Source organism: Paenibacillus xylanilyticus (genome assembly GCF_047246825.1).
Taxonomy (GTDB): domain Bacteria; phylum Bacillota; class Bacilli; order Paenibacillales; family Paenibacillaceae; genus Paenibacillus; species Paenibacillus xylanilyticus_B.
In genome coordinates this window covers 2,176,136-2,202,615 of sequence record NZ_JBFOLB010000001.1, presented here as the reverse complement: position 1 = coordinate 2,202,615, position 26,480 = coordinate 2,176,136, and the positions used below count along the sequence as shown (strand labels likewise).

Here is a 26,480-nt window from a genome sequence, read left to right as displayed (position 1 = left end):
GCTTGAACTGCAAAACTAATTTATAGATTAAGGAAGTGAACGTCCATGAGAGTATCGACAGATTGGCTGTCTGATTATATTGCCCTTGAAGGTGTGACGCCACAGGAACTGGCAGAGAAAATTACACGTGCAGGGATTGAAATCGATGTTGTAGAGAACCGCAACCAGGGCGTAAACAAAGTGGTTGTAGGTTATGTGAAGAGCAAAGAGAAGCACCCGGATGCCGACAAATTGAACGTATGTATCATTGATGCCGGACAGGAAGAAGATCTGCAGATCGTATGTGGAGCGAAAAATGTGGATGCAGGTCAAAAGGTAGCTGTGGCCCTGGTTGGAGCGAAACTCCCTGGTGGACTGGATATCAAAAAAGCCAAGCTGCGCGGCGTCGTTTCACTCGGCATGATCTGCTCTGCGAAAGAGCTGGGCATGAATGACAAGTTGCTGCCAAAAGATCAGCAGGAAGGCATTCTTGTCTTGCCGGAGCAAACCGAAATTGGCACGCCGATCAGCCAAGTGCTTGGACTGGATGATCATGTGCTTGAACTGGATTTGACACCAAATCGTTCCGACTGCCTGAGCATGCGCGGTGCAGCTTACGAAGTAGGCGCCATTCTGGGTCGTGAAGTGAAGCTGCCTGACCCAAAAGAGCAGCTGGTTGAGATCGGTGATGCTGCTGCGGATCATATCTCGGTGGAGATCGCAGCTCAGGAACAATGCAGTCACTATGCAGCACGTTATGTGACAGGCATTAAACTTGGAGCTTCTCCCCTCTGGATGCAAAACCGTCTGGTTGCGGCTGGTGTTCGTCCTATCAATAACATTGTGGATATCACAAACTATGTGATGCTGGAATATGGTCAACCGCTGCATGCATTTGATGCAGATAAGCTGGAGAAAGGTCATATCGAAGTACGTATGGCCAAGGAAGGCGAAACGATCGTGACTTTGGATGGCCAGGAGCGCAAGCTCGAACCGCACATGCTGCTGATTACGGATGGCGTGAAGCCGGTAGCCATCGCTGGTGTTATGGGTGGCGAGAATTCCGAGGTTTCGGAAAGCACCGTCAATCTTTTGCTCGAATCCGCCAAGTTCGACGGCGGTACTGTTCGGAAAACGTCGCGCCAACTGGGGCTGCGTTCCGAAGCAAGCATGCGTTTTGAGAAGGAAGTTGACCCGGGGGCTGTCATTACGGCACTGGATCGTGCAGCTGAATTGATTCAACGTTATGCTGAAGGGCAAGTGCACCAGGGAATCGTGGAAGCTGGAGCAGAAGTGGCAGAGAAACGCGTTATACAGCTGTCGCTGGACAGATTGAATCGTTATCTGGGAACAGAGCTGTCACTGCTTGAGGTGAAAACCATTTTTGCTCGTCTGCACTTTGCGTGCGGAGACGCTGAGCAGGGACTGCTTGATGTGGAAGTGCCGACACGTAGAGGCGACATTACCCGTGACGTAGATCTCTTCGAAGAAATTGCACGGCTCTATGGATATGACAACATTCCAACCACATTGATTGAAGGACCAACAACACCAGGTGCCTACACGCGCTCCCAAGCGATGCGCCGCACTATTCGTGGCCTGCTTGCAGGAAGTGGCTGGCAGGAAATGATCAGTTACTCTTTTGTACATCCGGATAAAGCAACTCTGTTCCCGGCATTGACCGAAGGAAGCAAGGCAGTGAAGCTGGCTATGCCTATGAGTGAGGATCGCAGTGTTCTTCGCACAAGCATTCTGCCGCAAATGCTGGATGCAGCGGTCTACAACATGAACCGTAAGCAGGATTCACTGGCTGTGTTTGAAGTAGGCAGCGTGTTCTTCACCGAAGAAGAAAAGCTGACTAAACAACCGCATGAGATTCCGGTCCTGAGCCTGCTGCTTACCGGCAACCGTGCCTCCCAGCAGTGGAATGTGGGAGCAGAAAAAGTGGACTTCTTCGACCTGAAAGGTGCACTTGAGAACCTGTTCTCCTATGTCGGACTGGAACAACGTATTCGTCTTGTGGCAAACAGTCCTGAAGGCTTCCATCCGGGACGTTCCGCTTCCGTATATTTGGATGGGAAGAATGGTAGCGAAGGCAAACTGATCGGTACCATGGGTCAGTTGCATCCTGAACTGCAGCAGCAATACGATCTGAATGATGTGTACATCGCAGAGATTGCTCTTGAAGCAATATACAATGAAGCAGATGTAGACATTCGTTACCGCGAACTTCCGCGCTTCCCAGCCGTAGAACGTGATATTGCGGTAGTTGTAAGCAAGGACATTGAAGCGGGAGATATGCTGCGCACAATTCGTGAAGCTGCGGGTGAACTGCTGCAGACAGTACAGGTATTCGATGTGTTTACTGGCAGCAAATTGGGTGAAGACAAGAAGAGTGTAGCTATGGCTCTTGTGTATCGCACCCGTGAACGTACGTTGACGGATGAGGAAATTACTGAGGTTCATGCTCGTGTGGTTGCCCGTCTGGAGGAGCAATTCGGAGCAGAATTGCGCAAATAGAACAGAACCCAATTTTTTGAACAAAGATTAGCAGGAATTGCTTGAAGTCACATCGAATCCTTAGCATTAGAGGATCGATGTGACTTTTTTGTCATTACAGCTTAGAATCAACATACAGACTTGAAGGAGGGCACAACTGTGACTACACCTGATCGTACACGCGTCACCGTAGAGATCTACGGGACTTCCTATAAACTGGTTGGCAGCAGTTCCGACTATATGAAACAAGTAGCTAATTTGGTAGATGAGCGCATGAACGCAATTTCCAAGCATCACTCCCGTCTGGATACTCCGCGTATTGCGGTGCTGGCGGCTGTACATATGGCTGAGCAGTCTCTACAGACTCAGGAGATCCGGAATGAATTGAAAATGCTGACCGGTGAACGTACAGAACTTAGAAATGAATTGAACAGGCTGAATGCGATTCAAAGTGAACATCAGCAGGAACTGGAGCGTCGTGACCAGGCGCTTGCTGAAGCGACCAAGCAGAAGTCCGAGGTAGAACAGGCCATGGCGAAACTGCAATCCGAGAAGCAGGCAGAGTTAAACAAGCTGAGTGCCATGCTGGAGCAGGAACGTGCACAGGCGGCAGCCCGTGAACAAAAATGGCAGTCACAGACTGCTGCGCAGCTGAGGGAAGCCGAAGAGAAGATGAAGTTGCGGCTGAAAGAAGCAGAAGAAAAAGCAGCAAATCAGCTTAAACAGGCTCAGGCTCAAGCTGCTTCTCAACTGAAAGAAGTACAGGCACGCGCTGCAGCCGAATTGCAGCAGAGTCAGATCAAGGCAACTGCACAGTACAAAGAGCTTCAGGATAAGACAGCAGCTCAGCTCAAGGAAGCCGAAACTCGTGCTGCAGCAGAACGGCAGAAGATCGAAGCGAAGGCGGCACAGCAGGTACAGGCAGCCAAAGAGGAAGCTGAGGCCGCGATTTTGTCTGAGCTGGAGCAGGCTGAGAGCCAATTGAAGAAGGTTCAGGAAGAATCTGAGCTTCAATACCGTGAACTTCAGGCCCAAACGAATCAGCGCTTGCAGGAGGCCGAGCAGCAGGCTGCTGAGCAATTAAGCTTGCAACTGGCCAAGGTGAAGGAAGAACAGGCAGCACAGCAACAACGAATGGTACAGAACCACGTAACCGAGATTGAAAAGCTAAAAGCCGATTTCCACGAATCCGCGGAGCAGTCTGAATTGGAATGGATGGAAAAGGAAGCTGCTTACGAGGAGCAATTGCAGCAAGCAAAAGAAGCTGCAGCCATTCAGGTTACAGAAGCCGCGGCTAGTGCTGAAGCTGCGTTGCAAGAAGAACGGGAAAAACTGTTGCAACAGCTTGATCAAGAGCGGGCGCGGGCTGCGGATCACATCACGGAGATTGAAAACGAACTGGGCAATCTACGGAAGCAGCTGGCAGAGGCACAGGAAGTGGTTGCGGATCAGGAACAGCAGCTTCAGAACGAACGCAATCAACTTGATACTTTGCGGAATGAACATACGTTACGCAAACAAGAGCAGGAAGTTCAGATACGCCGGATAGCGGAACTTGAACAGCAATTGGGACAGCTGAAGGAAGACAGTGTCCAGCTGCAGGAGCAGCTTCGCGAAACGGAGAATGCCTTGCAGCAGTCTCGTGAAACCGAGCAAGAGTGGAAACAGCAATACAATGATACGGTGGAGCGAGAAACTTCTCTCACAGCACAGCTTCGCAAAATTCAAGAGCAGCATGGACTCCTTGAAAAGGATATTCAGAAGCTGCGTGAAGCCGAAGAGAAGTCGGAGAATGAACAACGCAGATTGCAGAAGGTTCTGGAGCAGGCACATGCTGCCGTACGTACATTGCAAAATGAAATCAGTACGCTTACCGAAAGTGAAAAGTCATGGAAGGAACTGGCAGAACAACGTCTTGTCGAAATGGGAGAGCTGGAGACTCAAGTGCTTGAGGCAGCAGAACAGAATGAAACACTGGAGTCTGGTGTACAGTCACTTCATGATGAATTATCCGTGGTTAAGGAAGAAGCTCGCGGGTACAGAGAAGAAGCGAATCGCTACAACGAGCAGGCAAGTCGTGAGCACCAGGAACGTGTACAACTCGAAGATGAACTTAACCGTATCCGTGAAGAACTGAACAAACTCCAGGAAACCTATAAACTAATCCGGAATGATTATGGGGATGCACTTCAGCGCGAAGAGGATCGGACTCGCGAGCTGGATGAACTAGGCCAAGAAAAGCAGTCGCTGGAACAGGCGCTTGCGAAGTCGAGAGAGCATGCCACCAAGCTATCGGAACAACTTGCTGAACAGAGCGGTTTGCTTGCACAGACAGAGGAGGAAGCGCTGGAATGGCAAATCAAGCATGAAGAATTGTCTGCGTCACAGGCAGAGCTCGCATCACGGCTGAACGAGTTAAAAGAGCGGGAAGCTCAGCTTCTTGCTCGAGCTGAACAAGCCGAACAGCAGGATAAGGTCTGGCAGCGTCGTGCAGAAGAATGGGCTGTACAGGAACAATCCTGGCAGGAACGCTGGAACCTGCTTGAGAACGAATTGAGCGTATGGCAGAAGGAAAGTGCCGCCACTGTTGAAAAGGTGGAAGAGCTGGAGCAGGAACGACAGCAGCTGGACCAACTGCGCGCGGAAGCAATAGAAGAGAAGCAAACGATGGAAAATGAACTGCTGGAGATTGGCGAGCGGTACGAGCTTGCAGCGAATCAGCTGCGTTTGCTGCAGGTGGAACGTGAAATGGAGCAGGAGAAGGCAGAGCAGCTGAACATGGAGTATCGACAGCTGCACGATGAATATACGAAGTTGCAGACGGAATATAACGAATGGATCGAATTGATTGAACAGGATCAGACCTAACGGAATCAGATCATGACTGGAATCATGGGCATCGTACGAATGTACAATTTGTTATAATACAGAAAGAGCTCCCGTCGCTGCGGGGGCTCCTTGTCTTGGGGCTTATTATTCTTCGACAATGATTTTGGAGATCATGCTGCTATGCCCACTTCCACAAAACACGGAGCAGGACATTTCGAATTCTCCTACTTTGTCGGGGGTAATCACTTTAGAGCTGTTTTTGGTATCGAGCTGCAAATTCAGCTCAGGAACGAGAATGCCATGATTACCATTGACATTTTCGTAAACAATGTTAACCGGGACCCCTTTTTTGAGATGGTATTCCGGTTGGTCGAATTCATAGTTGCTTGCCTTGATTACGAGTTCCTCGCTTGCGGTTACGCCGGCATCGGAATCACCGCTGCTGCCCGAGTCTGCGGACTGGTTGGCTCCTCCGCAAGCGGCGAGAACCAAGATCAACATGCAGGCTGCAAGCCAAGCCATAGTCTTTTTCATCATGTGCCTCCTTAAGCATGATATAGATGAAATTTTAAACATTTCTCAAGTCATCATACCGCAAAATGGTAAGGCCTGTACATGAAGGATAAGTCGTTTTTTTGAAGATTAGCAAGTAGAATTTCTCTCTAATCCAGAAGAGCGGCTGAGACCCTATGGAAATGAAAAAACCTCATCTGGCATATTGGCCATCAGAGGTTGAAGGAGAACTCGCAGGTGTTTAAAACAGTTGCAATATCAGGCACTTCTTAGTTATTCTTGGAGCTTCGTCCCGCTTCGAAAGGTGTGGATACCGGAATGAACAGATCGATAATCCCAATCACCAGCGCAGCCAGGATGGCACCAAGCAGACTAACTTCGACATGGTCAACAATATATTGACCGAGCCAGATCACCAATGCGCTGACAATAAAGCCGACGATCCCGCGGCCAAAAGGGGTGACCCTTTTGCCAAAAACGCCTTCAATGATCCAACCGAGCAGTGCAATAACCAGAGCGAGCAGCAGGGCGCTCCAGAAACCACCGACAGCAAATCCGGGAACAATCCAGCTGACAACCATTAATACGATCGCAGCGATGATAAAACGTACAACATGTCCCAAGAAGTTCAACGTGTTTACCTCCTTTAAGTTCAGATCGGATTATGCGTTTGTCATCCCATCACACGGAGAGGCTGCAAAATCCTGACACCTGTAGTTTGTAGCATGATGTCAGAACTTATGTGTGGAAGGATTCGTTAAATAGCGCGACATAGTTTCTTTCGTTATAATACAGATATAGTTTGGAAGGAGTTGTACACTTGGACACGAAAATTTTACACACACTGGAATACCGCAAAATTTTAAATACATTACAAAGCTATGCACAGACGACCATGGGGAAAAAGAAAGCGGAACAATTGGAACCCATCAGTGAGTTGGAAGAAGTAAAAAGATTACTCCAACAAACCGATGAAGCATTCACATATGACCGTCTGAAAGGTTCACCTTCTTTTGGAGGCATTGTTGACATCACGGCATCCGTGAAACGAGCCGAAATTGGAGGAACCCTGAATCCGCATGAACTTCTTGGAATTTCCAACACAACTTTGGCAGCTCGCCGCTTGAAGCGTCAAATCGCGGCCCTTCATGAAGATGAAAAGATTGAGTCATTGTTTTTTATCAGCGATCAACTGTCGGAGCAAAAAGCGCTTGAAGACGCCATTCGGGTCTGCATCGATGACAACGCTGAAGTTGCAGACAGCGCGAGTGTAACGCTGGCGCAGATTCGGCGTGAGCTTCGTGGCGGGGAATCGAGAATTCGCGAGAAACTGGATTCCATGATTCGTTCCTCTACGGTGTCCAAGATGCTTCAGGATCAGCTGATCACCATTCGTGGAGATCGATTCGTCATCCCGGTAAAAGCGGAATATCGTTCTTACTTTGGCGGGATCGTGCACGATCAGTCCGGTTCAGGAGCAACACTGTTTATCGAGCCTGAGTCCATCGTAGCGATGAACAACAAATTGCGTGAGACCCGGATTCGGGAAGAACGCGAAATTGAAGTGATTTTGCAGAAATTGACGGCACTTGTCAGCGAGCAGGCGGAATGGCTGTTGTACGACGTCGATTTGCTGGGATCTCTGGATTTTATCTTTGCCAAGGCGCGGCATGCCCGTGAACTGAAAGCCACTTTGCCTCGCATGAATGATCGTGGATTTATCAAGCTCAAAAAAGGACGTCATCCGCTGATCGCCATCGAAAACGTGGTACCGACCGACATTGAACTGGGCAATGATTATACATCCATTATTGTGACGGGGCCGAATACGGGTGGTAAGACAGTAACACTCAAAACAATTGGTTTGCTGAGCCTCATGGCAATGTCCGGTCTGTTTGTTCCTGCCGAAGATGGCAGTCAGCTCTGTGTGTTTGACGCAATCTATGCCGATATTGGGGACGAGCAGAGCATTGAGCAGAATCTGAGTACGTTCTCCAGCCATATGACAAACATTATCCGAATTCTGAAAAATATGACTACCAAAAGTTTGGTGCTGCTTGACGAGCTGGGGGCAGGAACAGATCCTGCCGAAGGATCGGCACTGGCGATCTCCATTCTGGAACATATGCATCAGACGGGATGCCGCATGGTAGCGACAACGCATTACAGTGAGCTGAAAGCTTATGCTTACGAACGTAAAGGCGTCATTAACGCCAGCATGGAGTTTGACGTGAATACACTGAGCCCGACGTATCGTCTACTCGTAGGTGTTCCGGGACGAAGCAACGCGTTTGCGATCGCCGAACGTCTTGGATTGCCGGGATATATTTTGGATTATGCTCGTGGTGAGGTGAAGGAAGAGGATCAGCGTGTGGAACACATGATTGCATCCCTTGAAGAGAACCGGCTTACAGCAGAACAGGAACGGGAGAATGCGGAGCGTCTGCGTCAGGATATGGAGAAATTACGCAGTCGTCATCAATCCGAGCTGGAGAAACTGGAACAGCAGCGTGAACGCCGGATTGAAAAAGCAGAGGAAGATGCTCGCAATATCGTAGACAAGGCCAGAGCGGAAGCAGAGAAAATTATTGCCGATCTGCGTCAGCTCGCGATGGAAGAAGGCGCATCCGTAAAAGAGCATAAACTTATTGCTGCCCGTAAACAACTGGATGAAGCCGAGCCGGAAAAACGCAAGAAAACAGTGAAGCGCACAGGGGCTGCAACCAAAACCCGGGCTATCGGCCCAGGCGATGAGGTGCATGTGTACAGCTTGAACCAAAAAGGGCATGTCGTTGAATTGTCCGGTAGCAAAGAAGCGGTTGTGCAGCTGGGGATCATGAAAATGAAAGTATCTCTGGATGATCTGGAGCTGAAGCAATCTGCGCCTGAAGCGAAGCCCAAACAGAAACCGGTCACTGGCATGAAGCGCACACGTGACGACAATGTGAAGAGTGAATTGGACTTACGGGGAACCAACTTGGAGGAAGCATTGATGGAGACAGACCGTTTTATCGATGAAGCCTTCCTGGCGAATCTGGGTCAAATTTACATTATTCACGGTAAAGGAACAGGAATTTTGCGTTCCGGTATTCAGGATTATCTGCGTAAGCATAAACATATTAAAAGTTACCGGCTGGGCAACTATGGAGAAGGCGGAAACGGCGTAACCGTTGCAGAATTGGAATAGCCCAACCATGAAACAACGATGTTCCAATGCCAATGGTGAGAGGGGCAGTGGAACAGGGAAGGGGAACAGTGAGTGAAAGGGACGATTGACCAATTGCTGTCTCATCCCTTGGGGATGGTACTCGGTTTTTTCTCGGTAGCCATCATGGAGCTGCTTGTTTTTCTGGCATGTTTTGAACTTGTAACCAAATACAAATGTTGGGACGAGATCAAGAAAGGCAATGTGGCTGTTGCCATGGCGACGGGAGGCAAGATCTTTGGGATCTGCAACGTGCTTCGATTCTGCATTCAGGCCAAGTCTTCTGTGTATGAAGCGATGACATGGTCTTTTGTAGGCTTTGTTCTTCTGCTCATTGCCTACTTTCTGTTCGAGTTTTTGACACCCGTTTTCTCAATAGACAAGGAAATTGCACGAGATAATCGGGCAGTTGGTTTAATATCCATGATTATTTCCGTCTCGTTGTCATTTGTAATCGGCGCGAGCATCATGTAGGGGGACCTGGCATGAAAATATTGATACGGATTTTGTTCGCGGCATCTATTGTGTTTTTTGCTATCGGTGTCATTTATGTCCTGAACACCTGACAAGAAGATTGTATAAAGAAAGGTTGATCTAATTTGGAAACAACAGTATGTCCTTGGTGCCACACCGAAATCGTATGGGATGAGGAATTGGGACCTGAAGAAGAATGTCCGTATTGCCACAATGAACTGAAGGGTTACCGTACACTGAACATTAACATCGGAGATGAAGAAGAAGAAGATGCAGCAGACGATATTTACGATGTAGATGATGTTCAGGACCGTGACCAGACCTCTGATATTGCTGCATTGTGGGGGGATGAAGTAGAACTGAAATTGCCCGAACTGCGTACCTTGACCAAATATGCAGATGAAGGCAACGATCTGATCCAATACGAAGAAGGTGTGGAAAAGCAGCTTGACCTGCAGGAAGAAGTGCCGGAATGTCCGCATTGCCGTGAATTCATGATTCTGGCGGGCACACAAACCTCCAAACCGGACACGTTCACACCTGCTGCCAATGCGGTTTCAAGCGCTGATTCCCTGCTGGACGCACCGTTCACGGTACAGATGTATATCTGCTCTGGATGTTTCCAAGTGCAATATAGTCTGTCCGAAGATGATCGGCTGCGTCTCATTCGAAATCTAAGCGCCAAGAAGTAATTTCCACTCCATTAAAAATGAATTATTCCTGAGATTCATCATGTTTTTCCTCTGCTTGGGGTAGGTTAACCCTAAGACCTGCCTGCGAAGTGCTGACTTCAAGTGGAATAAGGAGGGAGCAGATGAAGATATCTCTGGGCCGACAATCCATTCTGCTTCTGGGCGTGAATGGATTGTTTGTGTTAGCCGGAGCTTTGTCGGGAACGTTTCTGAATGTATATTTGTGGAAGAGTCGTCCAGACTATGCCATGCTCGGATGGTTTACGGTAAGTCAGCAGCTTGCCCTTGGATTGACATTTTGGTTAGCCGGTAAATGGGTGAAGGAACATAATAAAATGAGTGCACTGCGTTTGGGAACAGCGCTGTCCGGCATCTTCTATATGCTGGTTCTCTGGGCGGGTCCACGGGCGGTGGACTGGATATGGCCGCTCGGTATATTGCTCGGATGTGCTTTGGGTCTGTTCTGGATTGCTTTTAACGTAGTGTACTTTGAAGTAACAGACCGGGAGAACAGAGACCTGTTTAATGGATGGGTAGGATTACTGGGCTCCATGACAGGGATTGTCGGCCCGTGGTTTTCAGGTTTAATCATTTCAAGGATGGCTGATAACTCAGGTTATCGTCTCATTTTTACCGTGTCACTCGTGATATACGTGATAGCTGTGGTCTTCAGCTTTTTCCTGAAAAAGAGAAAAGTCAGCGGTACCTACCGCTGGTCGGAACCTTGGCAACAGCTATCTCGTGCAGGGAGTGAATGGAGGCCTGTTGGTCTTGGGTTGTTCGCCCAGGGTGTTAGGGAAGGTGTATTTGCCTTTCTTATCGCGCTCCTGGTTTATGTAGCCACGGAACAGGAGTACAAGCTGGGTCAGTTTTCATTGATTACATCTGCAGTAGCCTTGGTCAGTTACTGGATGGTGGGCAAGTGGTTCAAACCTCACTATAGATCCAAAGGCATGTTGACGGGGGCCATCATTTTATTTGTCGTCCTGCTCCCCTTAATCTGGAAAGTGAGCTATGGCACACTCTTAATTATGGGAGTTGGTTCAGCTCTCGCCATGCCGTTATACATGCTGCCCATGATCGCGGCAGGATTCGACTTGATGGGAGTGAGCGGCGAAAATGTGGAGAAAAGGGTTGAACTTGTCGTATTAAGGGAGCTCTGTCTTATGACAGGGCGCTTGTCTGGTCTGGCTGTATTTATCCTCATCGTGATGAATGGCCCTTCACTGCAGATGCTAACCTGGCTGATTGTGGTTTTAGGTGCTTTCCCACTGATCGGCTGGATCTTTATGCGTAAAATGCTAACTCAAACACAGCGGTAACACTGCTGTCCTCATCAGATTGTCAGAAACAAAAAAAGGTGCAGAAACAGGAAGGAATTCCTGATCTGCACCTTTTTTCATTTTACACAGGAGAAGGTTTATTGGTTCTGGTTAATGAGAACAACTCCATGTCCTCGTTCTTGCCCATAGTAATGACATCTGCAAGAATGGATGCGGCAATCATGCTATATACCGTACCGTTGCCCCCATACCCTTCAATAAAATAACAATTGGGGTAATCGGGGTGCGGGCCGACAAAAGGGAGTCCATCATGGGTGCTGCCAAAAACAGCTTCCCAAGCATAATCAATTTCCAGATCTGGCAGTGGAAAGTAGTCAGCTATTTTATACAGTAAAGTCTCCCCTTTACTTCTGGCTCTAATTGCACGCTGGTCATCATGTGGAATCTCCTCATCAAGTCCCCCGGCCAGAATTCTGCCGTCGTGGGTTGTTCGCATGTATAAATAAGGACGAGCCGTTTCCCATATCAAGCTACGGTTATACCAACTACTGAGATCCTTCAGTGGTTTGGTTGCAATAGCATAAGTACTCTGCAGATAGGCTCCGCGGTCATTCTTAATCTCTTGAGTTTCGTATCCTGTTGAAAAAATGACCTGCTTGGCGCGAATTGTCCCATTAGGCGTGTAACAGACGACACCGTCTTCACCATAGTCACAATGGATCATCTCGGTCCGTTCGTAGATCCGGGCACCCTTTCTGGAAGCAGATTGAAGCAAGCCGTGCACCAGCCTGAAGGGATTAACTTCCGCATCTCCATTGGTGAACAATGCGATCGGCTTGCTAAAAGGGAAGTGGGTGCTAATTTTGTCCCGATTCCACAGCTCCACATCGAACCCGTAGGTTTTGAGCGTGCAATATTCTTCTTCCAACATGGATGCATCATCTTCGCAGCTGGCACAGTACAAACTTGTACGAGGGACATACCATGGGTCAATCTCCAAACTGGAGACGATGTCCTCCAGCTGCTGCAGGGCAATACGGCACAATTCGTAAAATCGTATCCCACGTTTTTCACCAAAGGTATGTATGCAGGACGTGAGTGTCTTATCATTAGAGTATTGCAGCAGTCCCAAGTTGGCCATGCTGCTGCCATGACCGATCTCTCTCTTATCAATGACTATCGTGCGTAATCCTCGTTCAGTTAGAAGTTTGGCGGACAGGGCTCCTCCCATGCCACCACCGATAATGAGACAATCACAGTTGACCTCACCTTCGAGAACCGGATAGTTGAAATGGGGTTGGAAAGTAGTTGGCCAAATCGTATTGCCATTTATAAGTTCCATAATGAAATCACCTCAATTGAATGGTTAAATGAGTATACTTTTGCAGGACAAGGTAAAAATAAACTCGCATAAACTTTAGATTAAGGAGGAAGACGGTACATGCAAAATACACAAATGCAGGCACTTAGCCCCAAAGAACTGAACTATATTGCAGACTCGATCTCCAATGAAGAAATGCTGATCAAACAGTGTGCAGCAACAGCTTCCATCACACATAACCCGCAAATCCAGCAGGCTCTGAACCAGTATGTTCGCTCACATGAACAGCATCTAAACACACTCGTCAATGTGCTTCAGCAGCATCAGTCCATTGCGCCTACACAAGCTCAATAGTCCCGGAAATCTAAACACACAGGAGGAAATCGCATGTACTCTCAATCTTTGTCATCTGGTGGGAATTTTATGCAGGAACAGGACCTGTTGAAGTCGATTCTTGCAGATTTAAGACGAACTTCGCGTGAATACACAACAGCAACAACAGAATCTTCCTGCCCGGTGACCCGCAGAATGTTTACAGACCTGACGAACAGTACCCTTAGATTGCAGGGGGAATTGTTTAATCTGATGCAGCAGAACAACATGTACTCGGCTTCTTCGAAGGCCACTCGAAGCGAATTAGACAAGACGATTCAGTCAGCACAACAAACACAGCAAAAGTGTAATCAGTTCATTCAGGAAAAGAATACACAGTCCAGTCCTTACAGCCAAGCACCTAATGTGCCTCAGCATCAACCCAATTACGTGAACCCTTATTACATGTAGCCTTTTTACGAACAGGTTGAAGCATATCTGTGAATTGGGTTAAAGCTCAAGTTTTTATGGACCATACCACCGCTTGCCTGAATTCAGGGCAGGCGGTTTTTATCTTTGCATGGACGTTAAATTCATGTAATATAAGTATTAATTCATTTTCAGGAACCTGGATGACGCTGGAGGGAAAGTCATGAAAGATTTGAACGATCTGCAATTAAAAGTTCTGGATCTGCTGAAGGAAGACGCTAGAAGGTCTCCAGCGCTGCTGTCTACACTGTTGGGGGAGTCTGAAGACAAGATCAAGAACGCTGTGGCCCAGCTTGAACAGGATCACGTTATTGTAAAGTATGCAACCGTGGTTAACTGGAGCAAAATTGATGATGAGAAAGTAACAGCCCTGATTGAAGTACAGATCACACCGGAACGCGGTCGTGGTTTTGAGGGCATCGCCGAACGCATTTATCTGTATCCGCAAGTGAAATCAGTTTATCTCATGTCAGGTGCATACGATCTGCTCGTAGAAGTAGAAGGTGGCAACCTGCGTGAAGTCGCTAACTTTGTATCGGAGAAACTGTCACCGATCGATTCTGTGCTTTCGACCAAAACGAACTTTATTCTTAAAAAATATAAGCAGGACGGGATCATTTTTGAAGACCATCAGGAAGATAACCGTCTCATGATCTCGCCGTAAAGGAAGATGTGTCATGATAGTGAATGAACAGACAACAGGGAACAACAAGAAGATGACCTCGTATCTGGCACCTCTGGTTCAACAGATACCCCCATCCGGGATTCGCAAGTTTTTCGACCTGGTGGGCGACAACAAGGATATTATTACGCTGGGTGTTGGTGAACCCGACTTCGTTACGCCTTGGCATATGCGTGAAGCTTGTGTATATTCCCTCGAAAGAGGCATGACAAGTTATACATCGAATGCAGGGATGCCCAAGTTGAGAGAAGCCATCAGTAATTACCTGGATACTCAATTCGATACCAAGTATGATCCCAAGGATGAGATTATTGTTACGGTTGGCGGCAGTGAGGCCATTGACCTTGCGCTGCGTGCATTAATTGTGCCTGGGGACGAAATTCTGATTCCGGAGCCTTCATACGTGGCCTATTCTCCAATTGCTTCCATAGGCGGAGGAGTTCCTGTGGGTGTTGAGACCTATGCGAAAGATCAATTTAAGCTGACTGCCGAGGCACTGGAAGCAGGCATTACGCCGAAGTCCAAAGTTGTGATTTTATGTTATCCGAGCAATCCGACGGGGGCCATTATGACGTACGAAGACTGGCTGCCGATTGCAGAAGTCATCAAGAAGCATGATCTCATCGTAATTGCTGATGAAATTTATGCAGAACTGACGTATACACAAAAACATGTCAGCTTCGCATCAATTCCGGATATGAAGGAACGGACCATTCTTGTGAGCGGCTTCTCAAAGGCATTTGCCATGACAGGCTGGCGAATCGGTTACATGTGCGGTCATCCTGAACTTATCGCAGCCATGTTGAAGATTCATCAGTATACGGTAATGTGTGCTCCAGCCATGGGGCAGGTCGCAGCGCTTGAAGCGTTAACGAATGGGCTGGGGGAGAAGGACCGAATGGTGGAGTCCTATAATCAGCGCAGACGTCTTATCGTACAGGGTTTCCGTGATATTGGCCTGGATTGTCACGAACCTCAGGGAGCATTCTATGCATTTCCTAGCATTCAGAAAACGGGTCTCAACTCTGATCTTTTTGCAGAGCGTCTCTTAACCGAAAATAAGGTGGCTGCTGTTCCTGGGAACGTGTTTGGCCCTCAGGGAGAAGGTTTTCTGCGCTGTTCCTATGCCACTTCAGTGACCCAATTGAACGAAGCATTGGAACGAATCGGAAATTTTGTTTACAAACTGCAAAAAGAGGGTTAATAGGAAGTAGAAACTTTTTGCAAATGTGTCCATTTTGTAATTTAGAAAAAAATAACTTTCATTTACAAAATATTGTGATATAATTTCAATTTGAAATATGTTTTTCATATATTTGGAAACTAATTTTCCAAGGAGGGGTTGGCATTGTTTTGTGTTGAATATGATTTACCGACTAATCGTGGGCATTATCTGGCTGAGAGCGATCATGGCGACCGGTGGTCGGTGAGACCGGATCACGAATCTTTGCATGACATTTCCTTGGAAGATGAGATCCATATCCTTCGTCGCAAGATGGAACAGATTTTCCTTGAGGAGAAATCCTTCACCTCGGAAATTGTGATTGAAATCAGCAGCTTGTTGGATTTGAAGATTAATGAATACATGAAAGCTAACCCGATAAAAGGGAGATAAATTGCTGTTAACGAAAACGTTACCCATATGAAATGCAAAGGAGACCCTTCAGGGTCTTTTTTTGATGTGGTTATGTAATCTCTTAATTGAACGGGTTATTTTTTTGCGTGGAACAATTGTGATATATTGTACTTAGGAGACTAAAGGGGGAACTGGAATGAAGAGATTTTGGGGGCTAACAGCAATCGTTTCATTGATTTTTCTGCTTGCTGGATGTGGTGGGAAGGACGGATTTACCATTTTCATCATTGATAATCAAGGTAACCCATCCGTAATCTCGGAGCAGTTACAGGCCAATTTGCAGAAAAAACTGGGTGAGGAGCCCAAAGTGGAAGTCATTACGAGTGCAATGTACGATGTCCAGAAAATCATGGTAGAGTACGCAGCAGGGAGTCATGATATTTTCATCCTGCCGGAAGCGGATATGAAACAATATGGGAGTAACGGCTCCAATATTCCGCTTGATGATACATTTGATCCAGAGAAGTATAAACGTGGTGTGTTTGACGGCGGAGTCCTTGTTGAGCAGGGTCAAGGAGACGACGGTACTGACATTAAGAAAGAATCACATCTCTATGGTATCCCGCTAGAAGAGATGCAAATGTTCAAGGATCTGGACTATGCCGCTCAAAATCTGTTCGCTACCATTCCGCTATCGGCTGCCAATGTTGAAGATTCCAAAAAAGTGCTGAAGGCGCTGACAGAATAGCGTAATGCAGTATGGTAACTGAAGGAGGGGAGCGGATTGCTGATTACGGTCACTGGCGGTATAGGGAGTGGTAAAACCAGGTTTGCCCTGGGTTACGCAGCCCAAATCAGCCGGGAAGGAATCTATTTATCCACAGGCGATCATGATCCGGTGATTCCGGAACTGCCATCCGCTCATTATCGCGCCATTTCACCCGGCAACGGTCATCATCTGACGGAGGTCATTCACCAGATCAATCGGGAATCGAATCTGTTTCTGGCTGATCAGCGAATAGTCATCGTGGACAGTCTGACCTCATGGATGGCTGCCGGGTTTAGAGCAACGGATGATCTGGATCAACAACGCGTACATACACAACAGCTGCTTGATGCCTTGCTATCTTATCAAGGCAAGCTGCTGGTCATTACTAATGAAATGCATGGTTCGCTGTATCCATCGGAAAAGGAACGCATCTTTGCAGCGAGAATGGCTTCGGTGAACCGGGCGCTCCAGGCCCACTCAGATCGCATGTATATGGTGATATCAGGACTGGCGATTGATTTGAAAGAGCAAGAAATGCGATACGATGAGTAAAAGAAAATAAATGTGAAAGATGCACAGGCATACAAAAGCCTCCGTAACCACTATTGTGGACGGAGGCTTATTTATCTACGGAGTGTAAAATTACAAGCAGTTGTTTGTGATGAACGATCTTTATTTACGTTTTTTTATACGTCTGATCCACCAGATGATGCAGCCAACCAGGATGATGGCGAGCAGCGCATAGACGACCAGAGAATAGACGTCCATAAAGTGCAAAATATTCTCCCAAGAAGCGCCAAGTGCAGCCCCGACCGAGACCAGAATGATATTCCAAGCAAGTGTCCCGATGGTTGTGAAGAGGACGAACAAACCGAATTTCATGTTGGACATGCCTGCAGGAATCGAGATAAGACTGCGAACGAGAGGCACCATGCGGCAGAATAATACGGTCCACATTCCATATTTGTCAAACCATGCATCGACACGGTGAATATCCTCTTTTTTGATTCGCAAAATATGTCCCCAGCGATCTACAATTTTCTCCAGACGATTCACGTCAATCAGAAGTCCGATACCATAGAGAATCATAGCACCCAGCACAGAACCAATGGTAGCTGCAATGATTACACCAGGAAGGGTAAGGCTGGTGTACGTCGTCATGAATCCGCCGAAAGGCAAAATAATTTCCGATGGAATGGGAGGAAATACGTTTTCTAGAGCAATAATGAGTGCTATGCCTATGTAGCCGTATTGTTCCATGAAATCGGTTATCCAGTTTTGCATAATCGTCTCCTCTACTTTTGATTTACCTGAATTTGACGTATACTCGGGCAGAGCACGCCAATTCATATATACGTGCAAAGGGTACAACCGGTTTCTGAAAAAAATGCATTTCCGTAACCATCTGAGGTCAAGTATACTGGTTAAGTTGATGTTAGAAGGGCATGAATACAAAAATTAACCGAATTAACCTAATGTTCTGCCATGTGAATTAAAATTAAACGTTTGGAGGGATGGCAAATGGGCATCTATACACGAACAGGTGATGAAGGACAAACTTCGGTCATCGGGGGACGGGTTATCAAAGATGATGACCGGGTGGAAGCTTATGGCACTATAGATGAGTTGAATTGTTTTGTCGGCCAGGCGATCAGTCTGATTGATGATGCAGAGGGGAAATTCGAGGATTTGCGCGAACATTTGCTGGAGGTACAGCAGGAATTGTTTGATTGCGGGTCGGATTTGGCATTTGTGAAAATTAGCGAAACCAAGTACAAGGTACGGGATGACATGGTCACCCGGCTTGAACAATGGATAGACCAGTACGATGCAGAGAACCCGAAAGTGGAACGGTTTATTATCCCGGGCGGCAGTCCGCTGTCTTCAGCACTTCATGTATGCCGTACGGTATGCCGCCGTGCAGAACGTCGTGCCGTAACATTGGGTCAGCATACAGATATTAATCCTTCGGTACGCCGTTATTTGAACCGCCTGTCGGATTATTTCTTCGTTGTAGCACGGACCGCCAATGCCAGACAGCAGGTGTCGGATATTGAATATGTACGGAGCAAAAAAGTGTTCCGCAGCAAAGAATGAGCGGATATTATTCGCCAATCGTCTACACGATTCCTGAGCAGGAAGATGGCTGGCTGCTGAAAACCGTGCTTCAGCGCCGGCTGCAGATATCACGCAAGCTCTTATCAAGGCTTAAGCTCACGGAGCAGGGAGTCATGTTAAATGGAGAACGTGTGTATATCAGCGTCAAAGTATCCGCAGGCGATGTACTGGAGGTTCGAATGGAACAGGAGGAATCCGATGACATTCTGCCAGAGTCCATTCCTTTTACCATTTTGTACGAAGATGAGCATCTGCTCATCGTTAACAAGGATGCCGGCGTAATTGTGCATCCGACACATGGACATTATACAGGGACATTAGCCAATGGGGTTGTTCATTACTGGAAGTCCAAGGGAGAGCGTTTCCGGTTTAGGCCTATTCATCGATTGGATCAGGAGACATCCGGGGTACTGGCCATTGCCAAAAATCCGTACGTGCACCAGCATGTGTCTGAACAAATGATCGCAGGAACGGTGGATAAAAAGTATATCGCTTTTGTACATGGATCCCCAGTTCCCGAGCAGGGTTCCATTGATGGTGCCATCGACCGTGATCCGGAGGAGCCTCATCGACGTATTGTCACGCCTGACGGTTACGCAGCGAGAACATTATACACCACGATAACAAGGTGGGCTGGTGGGACTGCAAGTGCGGTAAACCTGAAGCTGGAGAGCGGCAGAACCCATCAGATTCGTGTACATATGACGTCTGTCGGATGTCCGCTGATCGGCGATCGAATGTACAAGACACTAGCTACGGATGAAATTGATGAGCAGACCGTGGCTGAACGCGAGGAGCGGGATCAGTGGATTTGGCGTCAGGCATTACACGCGTGTGAGCTTTCGTTTGTACATCCCCTTACACAGGAAAAAATGACGTTCCATGCCCCGCTTCCATCAGATATGGCTGCGCTGGAGAAACGTTTGAATGATGAGGCAGCTCCCCGAGAAGAGCTGGAGTAGCTTTCGAATCTATGGTTTTAATCATTTTTAGACGTATTGCGATGGTATCGATTTGGAGTGACTTTTGGATTTGCGAAGCAAACCAAGGGAAGCGAGAAATCGAAACCGGAGCTTTTAGGAGGAACAGTTGTAATGAGTAATCTGAAAGTATACCAGTATGCCAAATGCGGCACTTGCCGCAAAGCTGTAAAATGGCTTGAAGCTCAGGGACATGAGCTGGAGTTAATCCCCATTTTCGACACACCGCCATCCGAATTCGAATTAACCGATCTCATTCAGAAGAGCGGACTTGAAGTGAAGAAGTTTTTCAACACAAGTGGAGAGGTGTACAAGGAGCAGCAGTTGAAGGACAAGCTGCCTGGCATGTCTGCCGAAGAACAGATTCGTCTGCTCGCTTCCAATGGTCGTCTGATTAAACGTCCAATTGTTACGGATGGAGAAAAGGTGACTGTGGGATTCAAGGAAGAGGCGTATGAACAGGAATGGAACAACGCATAAATAAGCATAGATTAGCGTGATTGTCCGATCATATATGAAGTGGCAATCCCAGCCCTGAATTGTTCAAAATTCAGGGCTTTTTTGGCTGAACGATGCTTGGCGGAACTATGCTATAATGATAGAATTAGTTTCGATATTTTATTTGCTATATAAGTTGGATTAACATTTACATGGGAACGGAAAGTGCAGAACCTTTATCCCCTGATTTTTCCCTTTGGAGAAGGGATTCAAAAAAATCAGGGGATAACAGTGATCGGAAGAGGTACTGCGATTGAAGTGGTCTAGTGTAATTCGTTAGTTTGAGTTATATAGAACCAGGATAGGAGAGAACAAAATCAAGTGAATCAACGTAATGAACCTACTTTGTTGCTGGTAGACGGTATGGCGGTGTTGTTCCGGGCATTCTACGCGACATCTGCGAGCGGATATATCAGACGTACAAAGGCAGGATTGCCAACCAACGCGGTATACGGATTTATCCGTTATTTCTGGGATGCGGTTCAGACTTTCGGACCAAGTCATGTGGTATGCTGCTGGGATATGGGGGGCAAGACGTTTCGCGGTGAAGAATATGCGGCATACAAAGGCAATCGCCCTGAAGCGCCGAATGATCTGATTCCCCAGTTTGCACTGATCCGTGAGGTTATGGACAGCCTGGGTATTCCAAATATCGGAGCAGAGGGATATGAAGCCGATGATTGCATCGGTACACTGGCCAAGTATTACACCGAGCAGACCGAGATGAACGTGATGGTGCTGACCGGTGACCACGATATGTTGCAACTGATCAATGACCGCACAAGCATTATTATTATGAAAAAAGGTCATGGCAATTACATGGTATACACGCCTGAATCTCTCATGGCAGAGAAGCAGCTGACACCTCGTCAAGTGATTGATATGAAGGGTCTGATGGGGGATGCAAGTGACAATTACCCGGGCGTACGTGGTATTGGTGAGAAAACGGCTCTGAAGCTTGTGCAGGAATACGGCTCCATTGAGGGAATCCTGGATAATCTGGATAAGCTGACACCTTCGGTACGCAACAAGATCGAGAACGATCTCGACATGCTGCATCTGTCCCGCAAACTGGCAGAGATTCACTGCGCTGTACCGGTTGCCTGTGCACTGGATGTATGTGAATTGCGTCTTGATCCGGATATGGTGATGGACAAGTTTGAACAACTTGAGATGAAGAGCCTGGGCTCTTGGATGGGAGTGGCAATAGGGTGAGCAACACGCAGACAAAACGGGCCGGTAGAAAGTGGTGGACAGGGGCTATGGCCCTCGTCCTGGCTTTGCCGGTGTTATTTTCAGGAGCGGTGGGCGCTCCACAGACAGCCGATGCAAAAGCGGCAATTAGCACCAAAGTACAGAAAGTAGCAGCAGCAGGACGAAATTTTACTGTGCAAACGGTAAGTATTCCGAAGGGAACACCGGTTACCGTGGGATTAGCCAAAAAACAGGTTGGTCAAACGGCCACATTGCCTTCAATTGTGAAAGCTTATGGAGCCCAAGCTGCCATTAACGGCGCTTTCTTTGAAGCTTACAATGGAGCACCAGATCCGTACGGCATGTTAATAACAAATGGAAAAGTTATACATATTGGACGATACGGAACAACGATAGGTTTTAAGGAAGATGGCACAGCCATTATGGATTCTCTCCAGGTAAGTCTTACAGGTAAAGTTACCGATTCAACAGGTAAATCACGCAGCTGGTATGCAACATTCATCAACCGTACGCCTTCCGCGAGTGCGAGCATTTCAATGCTGTACACTCCGGAACGTGGCCCTAAGGTCGGATTTAAAGGCGGTATTGCGGTTGTGATGGAAAAAGGGATTGTCACCAAGAAAGTGGCGAATAACAATGTGGCGATTCCGAAGAACGGGTCTGTATTGGTCTTCACGGGCAATCAGAAATCCTCTGCCGACCGCTTTACCGTAGGTTCAACAGTAGAAATGAATTATAAGTATACCAATGCAGCAGGCAAAGAAATCCCTTGGCAGGATGTGGTTACTGCCGTTGGTGCTGGTCCCCGTCTGGTAAAAGACGGTAAAGTCGCCGTGAATCCAACAAGCGAAGGCTTCAAGGATACCAAAATTCTGAATGCCTCGGGGGCCAGAAGCGGGATTGCAATCATGGCAGACGGTTCGGTCATGCTGGCAACCGTTTCGGGAGCGACCATCAAAGAGTGGGCGGCAGTCATGCAGAAGCTGGGTGCCAAGCAGGCGATGAATCTGGATGGTGGTGCATCCTCAGGCATGTATGCAGGTGGTAAGATGCTGACTTCACCAGGGCGTCTGTTAAGCAATACACTCGTTTTTGGTGGCTCAGTCCGTTAAAGAACAGTTTATTAATGGGAGGTATGAAGCAGATGACACTCACACCTGATCAACAGCCAGCAGAGCAGGATACAGCTGTTCTTGCCATCAACGTGGGACAGCCTCAGCCCCTTCCTGGCCAGAAGCGTGAAGTGCTCAGCGGCATTGTGAAACATCCCGTATCCGGTCCGGTTTTCCTGTCATTCACTGGAATGACGGGAGATGCCCAGGCGGATCTGGAGAATCATGGGGGACCGGATAAGGCTGTTTGTGTATACGATTACAGTCGATATTCTGTGCTCGAACAACTGATGAATCGCAAGCTGGACTGGGGAGCCTGTGGTGAAAATTTGACGGTTAAAGGGTGTCCTGAGGATCAAGTCCGGATTGGTGATGTATACGAACTGGGCAAAGCATTGGTCCAGGTGAGCCAGCCAAGACAACCCTGCTTCAAACTCGCTGCCCGGTATGATTTCAAAGAGCTGCCTGTATATTTTCAGGAGAGCGGCTATACCGGATTTTATTTTCGCGTGATGCAGGAGGGGGAAGTGGAACCTGCCTCTGCATTGCGGCGAATCCGCACCAATCCTGCATCCATGACTGTTCTTGAAGCCAATCGAATCATGCATCAGGGGAGAAAGGATGCTGCCGGAATGCGTGCACTACTGGCCATTCCAGAGCTGTCAGATAGCTGGAGGCAGACGTTATTGAAACGTTTGGACAAGCTGGAGAGCGGGCAATAGTTCTTCACCATATCATCGTTCAGAAACAAAAAATGAATTCCATTTTAAACTAACTTGGGAGTGTGACTAACTTGACGATTTTAGGCGCAATTGAAGCTGGAGGAACCAAATTTGTATGTGGGATCGGTACAGAGAACGGAGAGGTGCTTGAACGGGTAAGCTTTCCTACAACGACACCGGAAGAAACGATGGCGCAGGTTATCGCATTTTTTGAAGGCAAGGGGATCGAAGCCTTGGGTGTGGGTTCTTTTGGCCCGATTGACCCGATTGAAGGAAGTCCTACGTATGGTTACATTACAACTACACCTAAGCCGCATTGGGGTCAGTATGATCTCATTGGCAAACTCAAGGAACATTTTGATGTGCCGATGACATTTGATACGGATGTAAACGGGGCGGCCTTGGGCGAAGCGACCTGGGGAGCAGCACAGGGGCTTGAGAGCTGCCTGTATATTACTGTTGGAACAGGGATCGGTGCTGGTGCCGTTGTAGGCGGCAAAATGGTGCATGGTTTGTCTCACCCTGAGATGGGTCATATTATTGTGCGCAGACATCCTGAGGATACATATGAAGGCTTCTGTCCGTACCATGGGGATTGTCTGGAAGGACTCGCAGCGGGCCCGGCGATCAACAAACGTTGGGAGCAGCCAGCATACGAACTGCCCGCAGATCACAAAGCCTGGGAGATTGAAGCTCACTATCTGGCACACGCACTCATGAATTATGTACTGATTCTCTCCCCACAAAAAATTGTAATGGGTGGCGGAGTGATGAAGCAGGAGCATCTTTTCCCTATGGTACGCAGCAAACTGCAGGAACTGCTGGCTGGATATGTTCAGCACCCTGCTCTTCACTCGGGAATCGACGAGTATGTTGTTCCGCCAGGTCTGGGTGATAACGCCGGACTGTGCGGCTCGCTGGCTTTGGCAAAATTGGCATTGAACAATTAAATACTTTTATCATCAAATGGTTGACGAATTTCTCCATTGTGGTAAGATATGAGCAACAGCATAGTACGGTTAATGAGGAAGCACCTCTCTTGCATGGATTTGCAGGAGAGGTGCTTTTTTTTGTTGCCTGAAGGTGGCTCATTTAACTGTGAATAGCTGCAATATTGAGGAGGGGAAACCGATGGAAGTCATTTTCATGAACAGATTGTCCAAATTGTCCGGTCAGCATGAAGAACACGCTCAGTTATGGATTGGCGAGGAAGAAGGTACCTGGCACCTCGGGTGGAGTCGTTATGAGGAAGGGGATCGGGAAGACAGCAGCTGGTATGAGGGGAGCTCCTGGGATGAACTGCTTCATATTTATCGCCATCAGTTGGCGATCCAGATGAGCGAAGGATATCGTCCACTGATTCAGGGACTCTTTCACGAAAGTGAGGATTTGAAGTCACGCAGTTATGGGGGACAGCGTCTCCATTGTTATAGTGAACGCTATGGCAATGAAGAGCTGTATGCAGATCTGTGCACATGGCGGAGGAGGAGAGCCGCATCTGACCGGAAGGCGCCCTATTTTATTGCAACGAATCGTTTGCTGCGCATGATCAGCGCATTTGTTCCACAGACCATGGATGAGCTGATGCAGTTACCGGGTGTTGGGGAGAGCAAGGCAAATGAATATGGGCAGGAGTGGATGGAGCTTACGAGCGGGGTAGAACGTTCGACCGCATTTCCTCTCGATTGGGTACAGTCTGTTTTGTCCGAAGATGAATATGAGAGCTGGTTATACAAACAGAAAGAGCAGAAATACAAGCAGGAGCTGGACAAGTTCACCACCCGCAAGCAGGTGCTTGAGGGCATGAAGGAAGGATACACGCTGGAAGAGATTGTGAATCGCTCCGGATTATCCCGCAGAGAGCTGATCGAACTGCTGGAGACACTTGATCTGGAAGGCTATGACACGGATAGTCTTTTGGACGCAGAGCTCGCGGTCATGCCCGAGCAGGAGCAGGAGGCCGTATGGAATGCATACGAGGAACTGGGAGACAGCTTCCTGAAACCCGTGTTACATAAAGTTTATGGCGGAGATAAGCCGGGTGGCGGTAATCTGGAGCAGGTGTATGAGAGATTGCGCATGATACGCATTCGGTTCCGGAGACATGCAGAGGCGGAGCGGAATGCTGGATAAGAACCAAAAATAGACTGACAGAAGTTACGCAAAGCCAAAAAAAGACGAAGCAGTCTCTCCCTGAAATGGAGCGCTTCGTCTTTCTATTTGGTACGTTCAGTTCAGATCCAATCTTTTTTACGGAAAATAAAGAACATGCTCAAGCCCAAGGTTACCATCAGGCCAATGACGACAAAATATCCATACTTCCAGTCCAGCTCAGGCATGTTGTTGAAGTTCATCCCGTAGATCCCGGTGATAACCGTCAGGGGCATGAACACCGTTGTAATGGCGGTAAACACACGCATGATTTCATTCGCCCGGTTGGCGATACTGGATTGGTAAGCTTCTCGCAAGTTCCCCATCAGGTCCCGATAGGTCTCAAATGTCTCGGATATTTTCACGGCATTCTCATAGATGTCACTGAAGTACTTTTGCAGTTGATCATCGATCAGCCGCAAGTCTTTTTTATTGAGCGTATTAATAACCTCTTTTTGAGGCCCCAGCACCTTTTTGAGCCACAGAATCTCACTGCGCAGTCCGATAATTTCATTCAGATGAGATTTCTTGGTGTGCATCAGAATATCTTCTTCGAGCTTCTCAATGCGTGCTTCAATGCGGTCTCCGACCGTAAAGTAGTTATCCACAATCAAGTCGACCAGCAAATACAGGAGACGATCGGGTGTACTGACTTCCTGTTCCCACAGAATTGGCTTCAATGTACGAAGTTCGCTGACTTTCTGCTTCGTCACACTAATAATAAAATGTCTCCCTAGAAACAGGTTGACAGCACGTAAAAAGATCTCTTCATCATCAAAACGAATGCTGTTGATTACAATAAAATAATGGCTCTCATAAATTTCAATCTTCGGGCGCTGTTCTTCATCACTCAAACAGTCCTCTACAGCCAGATCATGCATCATGAACAGCGGTTGGAGCACCGCCAGATCATCAACGTCTGCATCGATCCAGTAAAATCCCTCTGCTGGTGGCGTCAGCGCCTGCTGGATATCGTCCACCGGGATAAATACACCGTTGTTTACCAACCGGATTTTCATCGTTCATCCACTCCTTCTGCACCCGCCAAACAGGCGGATTTT

26 protein-coding genes are annotated in these 26,480 nt (G+C 47.7%); 21 read left to right on the top strand and 5 right to left on the bottom strand.

The annotated features are described in order from the left end of the window. Positions 1-45 precede the first annotated feature (45 nt). Both pheT and AB3N00_RS09550 read left to right on the top strand, forming a co-directional pair. Positions 46-2,499 carry a phenylalanine--tRNA ligase subunit beta gene (pheT, locus tag AB3N00_RS09555; RefSeq protein ID WP_413034318.1) on the top strand — a complete coding sequence of 818 codons (2,454 nt, stop codon included), beginning with the start codon at positions 46-48 and terminating at the stop codon, positions 2,497-2,499. Positions 2,500-2,637: 138 nt separating this feature from the next. After that, entirely contained in the window at positions 2,638-5,346 is a 2,709-nt protein-coding gene (locus AB3N00_RS09550) for a hypothetical protein (RefSeq protein ID WP_413034317.1), read from the top strand. A gap of 105 nt (positions 5,347-5,451) precedes the next feature. On the opposite strand, the gene AB3N00_RS09545 is transcribed toward AB3N00_RS09550, so the two are convergent. Beyond that, entirely contained in the window at positions 5,452-5,841 is a 390-nt protein-coding gene (locus tag AB3N00_RS09545) for a cytochrome C oxidase subunit II (RefSeq protein ID WP_413034316.1), read from the bottom strand. Positions 5,842-6,089: 248 nt separating this feature from the next. Next, a complete protein-coding gene (locus tag AB3N00_RS09540; protein WP_127539412.1) occupies positions 6,090-6,452 on the bottom strand; it encodes a phage holin family protein in 363 nt (120 codons plus the stop codon). A gap of 188 nt (positions 6,453-6,640) precedes the next feature. Between AB3N00_RS09540 and AB3N00_RS09535 the strand changes: the two genes are divergently transcribed. From AB3N00_RS09535 to AB3N00_RS09520, 4 genes are all read left to right on the top strand, one after another. Then, on the top strand, positions 6,641-9,007 hold the full coding sequence (locus AB3N00_RS09535) for an endonuclease MutS2 (RefSeq protein WP_413034315.1): 2,367 nt from the start codon (positions 6,641-6,643) through the stop codon (positions 9,005-9,007). A 114-nt stretch (positions 9,008-9,121) separates the two neighbouring features. After that, complete coding sequence (locus tag AB3N00_RS09530) at positions 9,122-9,499, top strand: DUF350 domain-containing protein (RefSeq protein ID WP_175399851.1); 378 nt, start codon at positions 9,122-9,124, stop codon at positions 9,497-9,499. A gap of 125 nt (positions 9,500-9,624) precedes the next feature. Next, on the top strand, positions 9,625-10,191 hold the full coding sequence (locus AB3N00_RS09525; protein ID WP_413034314.1) for a hypothetical protein: 567 nt from the start codon (positions 9,625-9,627) through the stop codon (positions 10,189-10,191). Positions 10,192-10,313: 122 nt separating this feature from the next. Continuing rightward, on the top strand, positions 10,314-11,513 hold the full coding sequence (locus AB3N00_RS09520) for an MFS transporter (protein WP_413034313.1): 1,200 nt from the start codon (positions 10,314-10,316) through the stop codon (positions 11,511-11,513). A gap of 82 nt (positions 11,514-11,595) precedes the next feature. Here AB3N00_RS09520 and AB3N00_RS09515 read toward each other — a convergent pair whose 3' ends face one another. Next, positions 11,596-12,816 carry an NAD(P)/FAD-dependent oxidoreductase gene (locus AB3N00_RS09515; protein WP_413034312.1) on the bottom strand — a complete coding sequence of 407 codons (1,221 nt, stop codon included), beginning with the start codon at positions 12,814-12,816 and terminating at the stop codon, positions 11,596-11,598. 99 nt (positions 12,817-12,915) lie between these two features. On the opposite strand from AB3N00_RS09515, the gene AB3N00_RS09510 reads away from it, so the two are divergent. From AB3N00_RS09510 to AB3N00_RS09480, 7 genes are all read left to right on the top strand, one after another. Then, a complete protein-coding gene (locus tag AB3N00_RS09510) occupies positions 12,916-13,149 on the top strand; it encodes a hypothetical protein (RefSeq protein ID WP_413034311.1) in 234 nt (77 codons plus the stop codon). A 33-nt stretch (positions 13,150-13,182) separates the two neighbouring features. Further along, positions 13,183-13,578, top strand: coding sequence for a spore coat protein (locus AB3N00_RS09505; RefSeq protein WP_413034310.1), 396 nt, complete (start codon positions 13,183-13,185; stop codon positions 13,576-13,578). 181 nt (positions 13,579-13,759) lie between these two features. After that, positions 13,760-14,260, top strand: a complete 501-nt coding sequence (locus AB3N00_RS09500; RefSeq protein ID WP_095288304.1) for an Lrp/AsnC family transcriptional regulator — start codon at positions 13,760-13,762, stop codon at positions 14,258-14,260. Positions 14,261-14,273: 13 nt separating this feature from the next. Beyond that, positions 14,274-15,482 carry an aminotransferase class I/II-fold pyridoxal phosphate-dependent enzyme gene (locus AB3N00_RS09495; protein WP_413034309.1) on the top strand — a complete coding sequence of 403 codons (1,209 nt, stop codon included), beginning with the start codon at positions 14,274-14,276 and terminating at the stop codon, positions 15,480-15,482. Between the two features lie 222 nt (positions 15,483-15,704). Then, positions 15,705-15,893 (top strand): aspartyl-phosphate phosphatase Spo0E family protein, encoded by a 189-nt coding sequence (locus AB3N00_RS09490; protein WP_312884395.1) that lies wholly within the window; start codon positions 15,705-15,707, stop codon positions 15,891-15,893. 157 nt (positions 15,894-16,050) lie between these two features. After that, positions 16,051-16,602, top strand: a complete 552-nt coding sequence (locus AB3N00_RS09485) for a hypothetical protein (RefSeq protein WP_413034308.1) — start codon at positions 16,051-16,053, stop codon at positions 16,600-16,602. A 36-nt stretch (positions 16,603-16,638) separates the two neighbouring features. Beyond that, the gene (locus AB3N00_RS09480; RefSeq protein ID WP_413034307.1) at positions 16,639-17,175 is read left to right on the top strand and encodes a bifunctional adenosylcobinamide kinase/adenosylcobinamide-phosphate guanylyltransferase; all 537 of its coding nucleotides are present in this window, start codon (positions 16,639-16,641) and stop codon (positions 17,173-17,175) included. A gap of 120 nt (positions 17,176-17,295) precedes the next feature. Here the strand turns inward: AB3N00_RS09480 and AB3N00_RS09475 are convergent, their stop codons facing one another. After that, positions 17,296-17,907, bottom strand: coding sequence for a DedA family protein (locus AB3N00_RS09475; protein WP_413034306.1), 612 nt, complete (start codon positions 17,905-17,907; stop codon positions 17,296-17,298). Positions 17,908-18,144: 237 nt separating this feature from the next. Here AB3N00_RS09475 and AB3N00_RS09470 point away from each other — a divergent pair, with 237 nt between their 5' ends. From AB3N00_RS09470 to AB3N00_RS09435, 8 genes are all read left to right on the top strand, one after another. Continuing rightward, a complete protein-coding gene (locus tag AB3N00_RS09470; RefSeq protein ID WP_413034305.1) occupies positions 18,145-18,720 on the top strand; it encodes a cob(I)yrinic acid a,c-diamide adenosyltransferase in 576 nt (191 codons plus the stop codon). Beyond that, positions 18,717-19,703, top strand: coding sequence for an RluA family pseudouridine synthase (locus AB3N00_RS09465; RefSeq protein WP_413034304.1), 987 nt, complete (start codon positions 18,717-18,719; stop codon positions 19,701-19,703). Before AB3N00_RS09470 ends, AB3N00_RS09465 begins: the two co-directional genes overlap by 4 nt. Before the next feature lie 132 nt (positions 19,704-19,835). Next, complete coding sequence (locus tag AB3N00_RS09460) at positions 19,836-20,201, top strand: arsenate reductase family protein (RefSeq protein WP_413034303.1); 366 nt, start codon at positions 19,836-19,838, stop codon at positions 20,199-20,201. Between the two features lie 339 nt (positions 20,202-20,540). Then, positions 20,541-21,434: a 5'-3' exonuclease gene (locus tag AB3N00_RS09455; RefSeq protein WP_413034302.1), complete on the top strand. Its 894-nt coding sequence runs from the start codon at positions 20,541-20,543 to the stop codon at positions 21,432-21,434. Further along, the gene (locus AB3N00_RS09450; protein ID WP_413034301.1) at positions 21,431-22,546 is read left to right on the top strand and encodes a phosphodiester glycosidase family protein; all 1,116 of its coding nucleotides are present in this window, start codon (positions 21,431-21,433) and stop codon (positions 22,544-22,546) included. The genes AB3N00_RS09455 and AB3N00_RS09450 overlap by 4 nt, the downstream gene beginning before the upstream one ends. A 32-nt stretch (positions 22,547-22,578) precedes the next feature. Continuing rightward, positions 22,579-23,268, top strand: coding sequence for an MOSC domain-containing protein (locus AB3N00_RS09445; RefSeq protein ID WP_413034300.1), 690 nt, complete (start codon positions 22,579-22,581; stop codon positions 23,266-23,268). Positions 23,269-23,339: 71 nt separating this feature from the next. After that, positions 23,340-24,218 (top strand): ROK family protein, encoded by an 879-nt coding sequence (locus AB3N00_RS09440; RefSeq protein ID WP_413034299.1) that lies wholly within the window; start codon positions 23,340-23,342, stop codon positions 24,216-24,218. Between the two features lie 181 nt (positions 24,219-24,399). Further along, complete coding sequence (locus AB3N00_RS09435) at positions 24,400-25,401, top strand: HRDC domain-containing protein (RefSeq protein ID WP_413034298.1); 1,002 nt, start codon at positions 24,400-24,402, stop codon at positions 25,399-25,401. Between the two features lie 101 nt (positions 25,402-25,502). Here AB3N00_RS09435 and corA read toward each other — a convergent pair whose 3' ends face one another. Further along, entirely contained in the window at positions 25,503-26,438 is a 936-nt protein-coding gene (gene corA / locus AB3N00_RS09430) for a magnesium/cobalt transporter CorA (protein ID WP_413034297.1), read from the bottom strand. Positions 26,439-26,480 lie beyond the last annotated feature (42 nt).

Coding starts and splice junctions, on each gene's coding strand:
- AB3N00_RS09530 (WP_175399851.1), top strand. CDS start 9,122: ATGGTACTCGGTTTTTTCTCGGTAGCCATCATGGAGCTGCTTGTTTTT.
- pheT (WP_413034318.1), top strand. CDS start 46: ATGAGAGTATCGACAGATTGGCTGTCTGATTATATTGCCCTTGAAGGT.
- AB3N00_RS09505 (WP_413034310.1), top strand. CDS start 13,183: ATGTACTCTCAATCTTTGTCATCTGGTGGGAATTTTATGCAGGAACAG.
- AB3N00_RS09460 (WP_413034303.1), top strand. CDS start 19,836: ATGAGTAATCTGAAAGTATACCAGTATGCCAAATGCGGCACTTGCCGC.
- AB3N00_RS09465 (WP_413034304.1), top strand. CDS start 18,717: ATGAGCGGATATTATTCGCCAATCGTCTACACGATTCCTGAGCAGGAA.
- AB3N00_RS09475 (WP_413034306.1), bottom strand. CDS start 17,907: ATGCAAAACTGGATAACCGATTTCATGGAACAATACGGCTACATAGGC.
- AB3N00_RS09510 (WP_413034311.1), top strand. CDS start 12,916: ATGCAAAATACACAAATGCAGGCACTTAGCCCCAAAGAACTGAACTAT.
- AB3N00_RS09445 (WP_413034300.1), top strand. CDS start 22,579: ATGACACTCACACCTGATCAACAGCCAGCAGAGCAGGATACAGCTGTT.
- AB3N00_RS09435 (WP_413034298.1), top strand. CDS start 24,400: ATGGAAGTCATTTTCATGAACAGATTGTCCAAATTGTCCGGTCAGCAT.
- AB3N00_RS09470 (WP_413034305.1), top strand. CDS start 18,145: ATGGGCATCTATACACGAACAGGTGATGAAGGACAAACTTCGGTCATC.
- AB3N00_RS09520 (WP_413034313.1), top strand. CDS start 10,314: ATGAAGATATCTCTGGGCCGACAATCCATTCTGCTTCTGGGCGTGAAT.
- AB3N00_RS09495 (WP_413034309.1), top strand. CDS start 14,274: ATGATAGTGAATGAACAGACAACAGGGAACAACAAGAAGATGACCTCG.
- AB3N00_RS09545 (WP_413034316.1), bottom strand. CDS start 5,841: ATGAAAAAGACTATGGCTTGGCTTGCAGCCTGCATGTTGATCTTGGTT.
- corA (WP_413034297.1), bottom strand. CDS start 26,438: ATGAAAATCCGGTTGGTAAACAACGGTGTATTTATCCCGGTGGACGAT.
- AB3N00_RS09485 (WP_413034308.1), top strand. CDS start 16,051: ATGAAGAGATTTTGGGGGCTAACAGCAATCGTTTCATTGATTTTTCTG.
- AB3N00_RS09500 (WP_095288304.1), top strand. CDS start 13,760: ATGAAAGATTTGAACGATCTGCAATTAAAAGTTCTGGATCTGCTGAAG.
- AB3N00_RS09515 (WP_413034312.1), bottom strand. CDS start 12,816: ATGGAACTTATAAATGGCAATACGATTTGGCCAACTACTTTCCAACCC.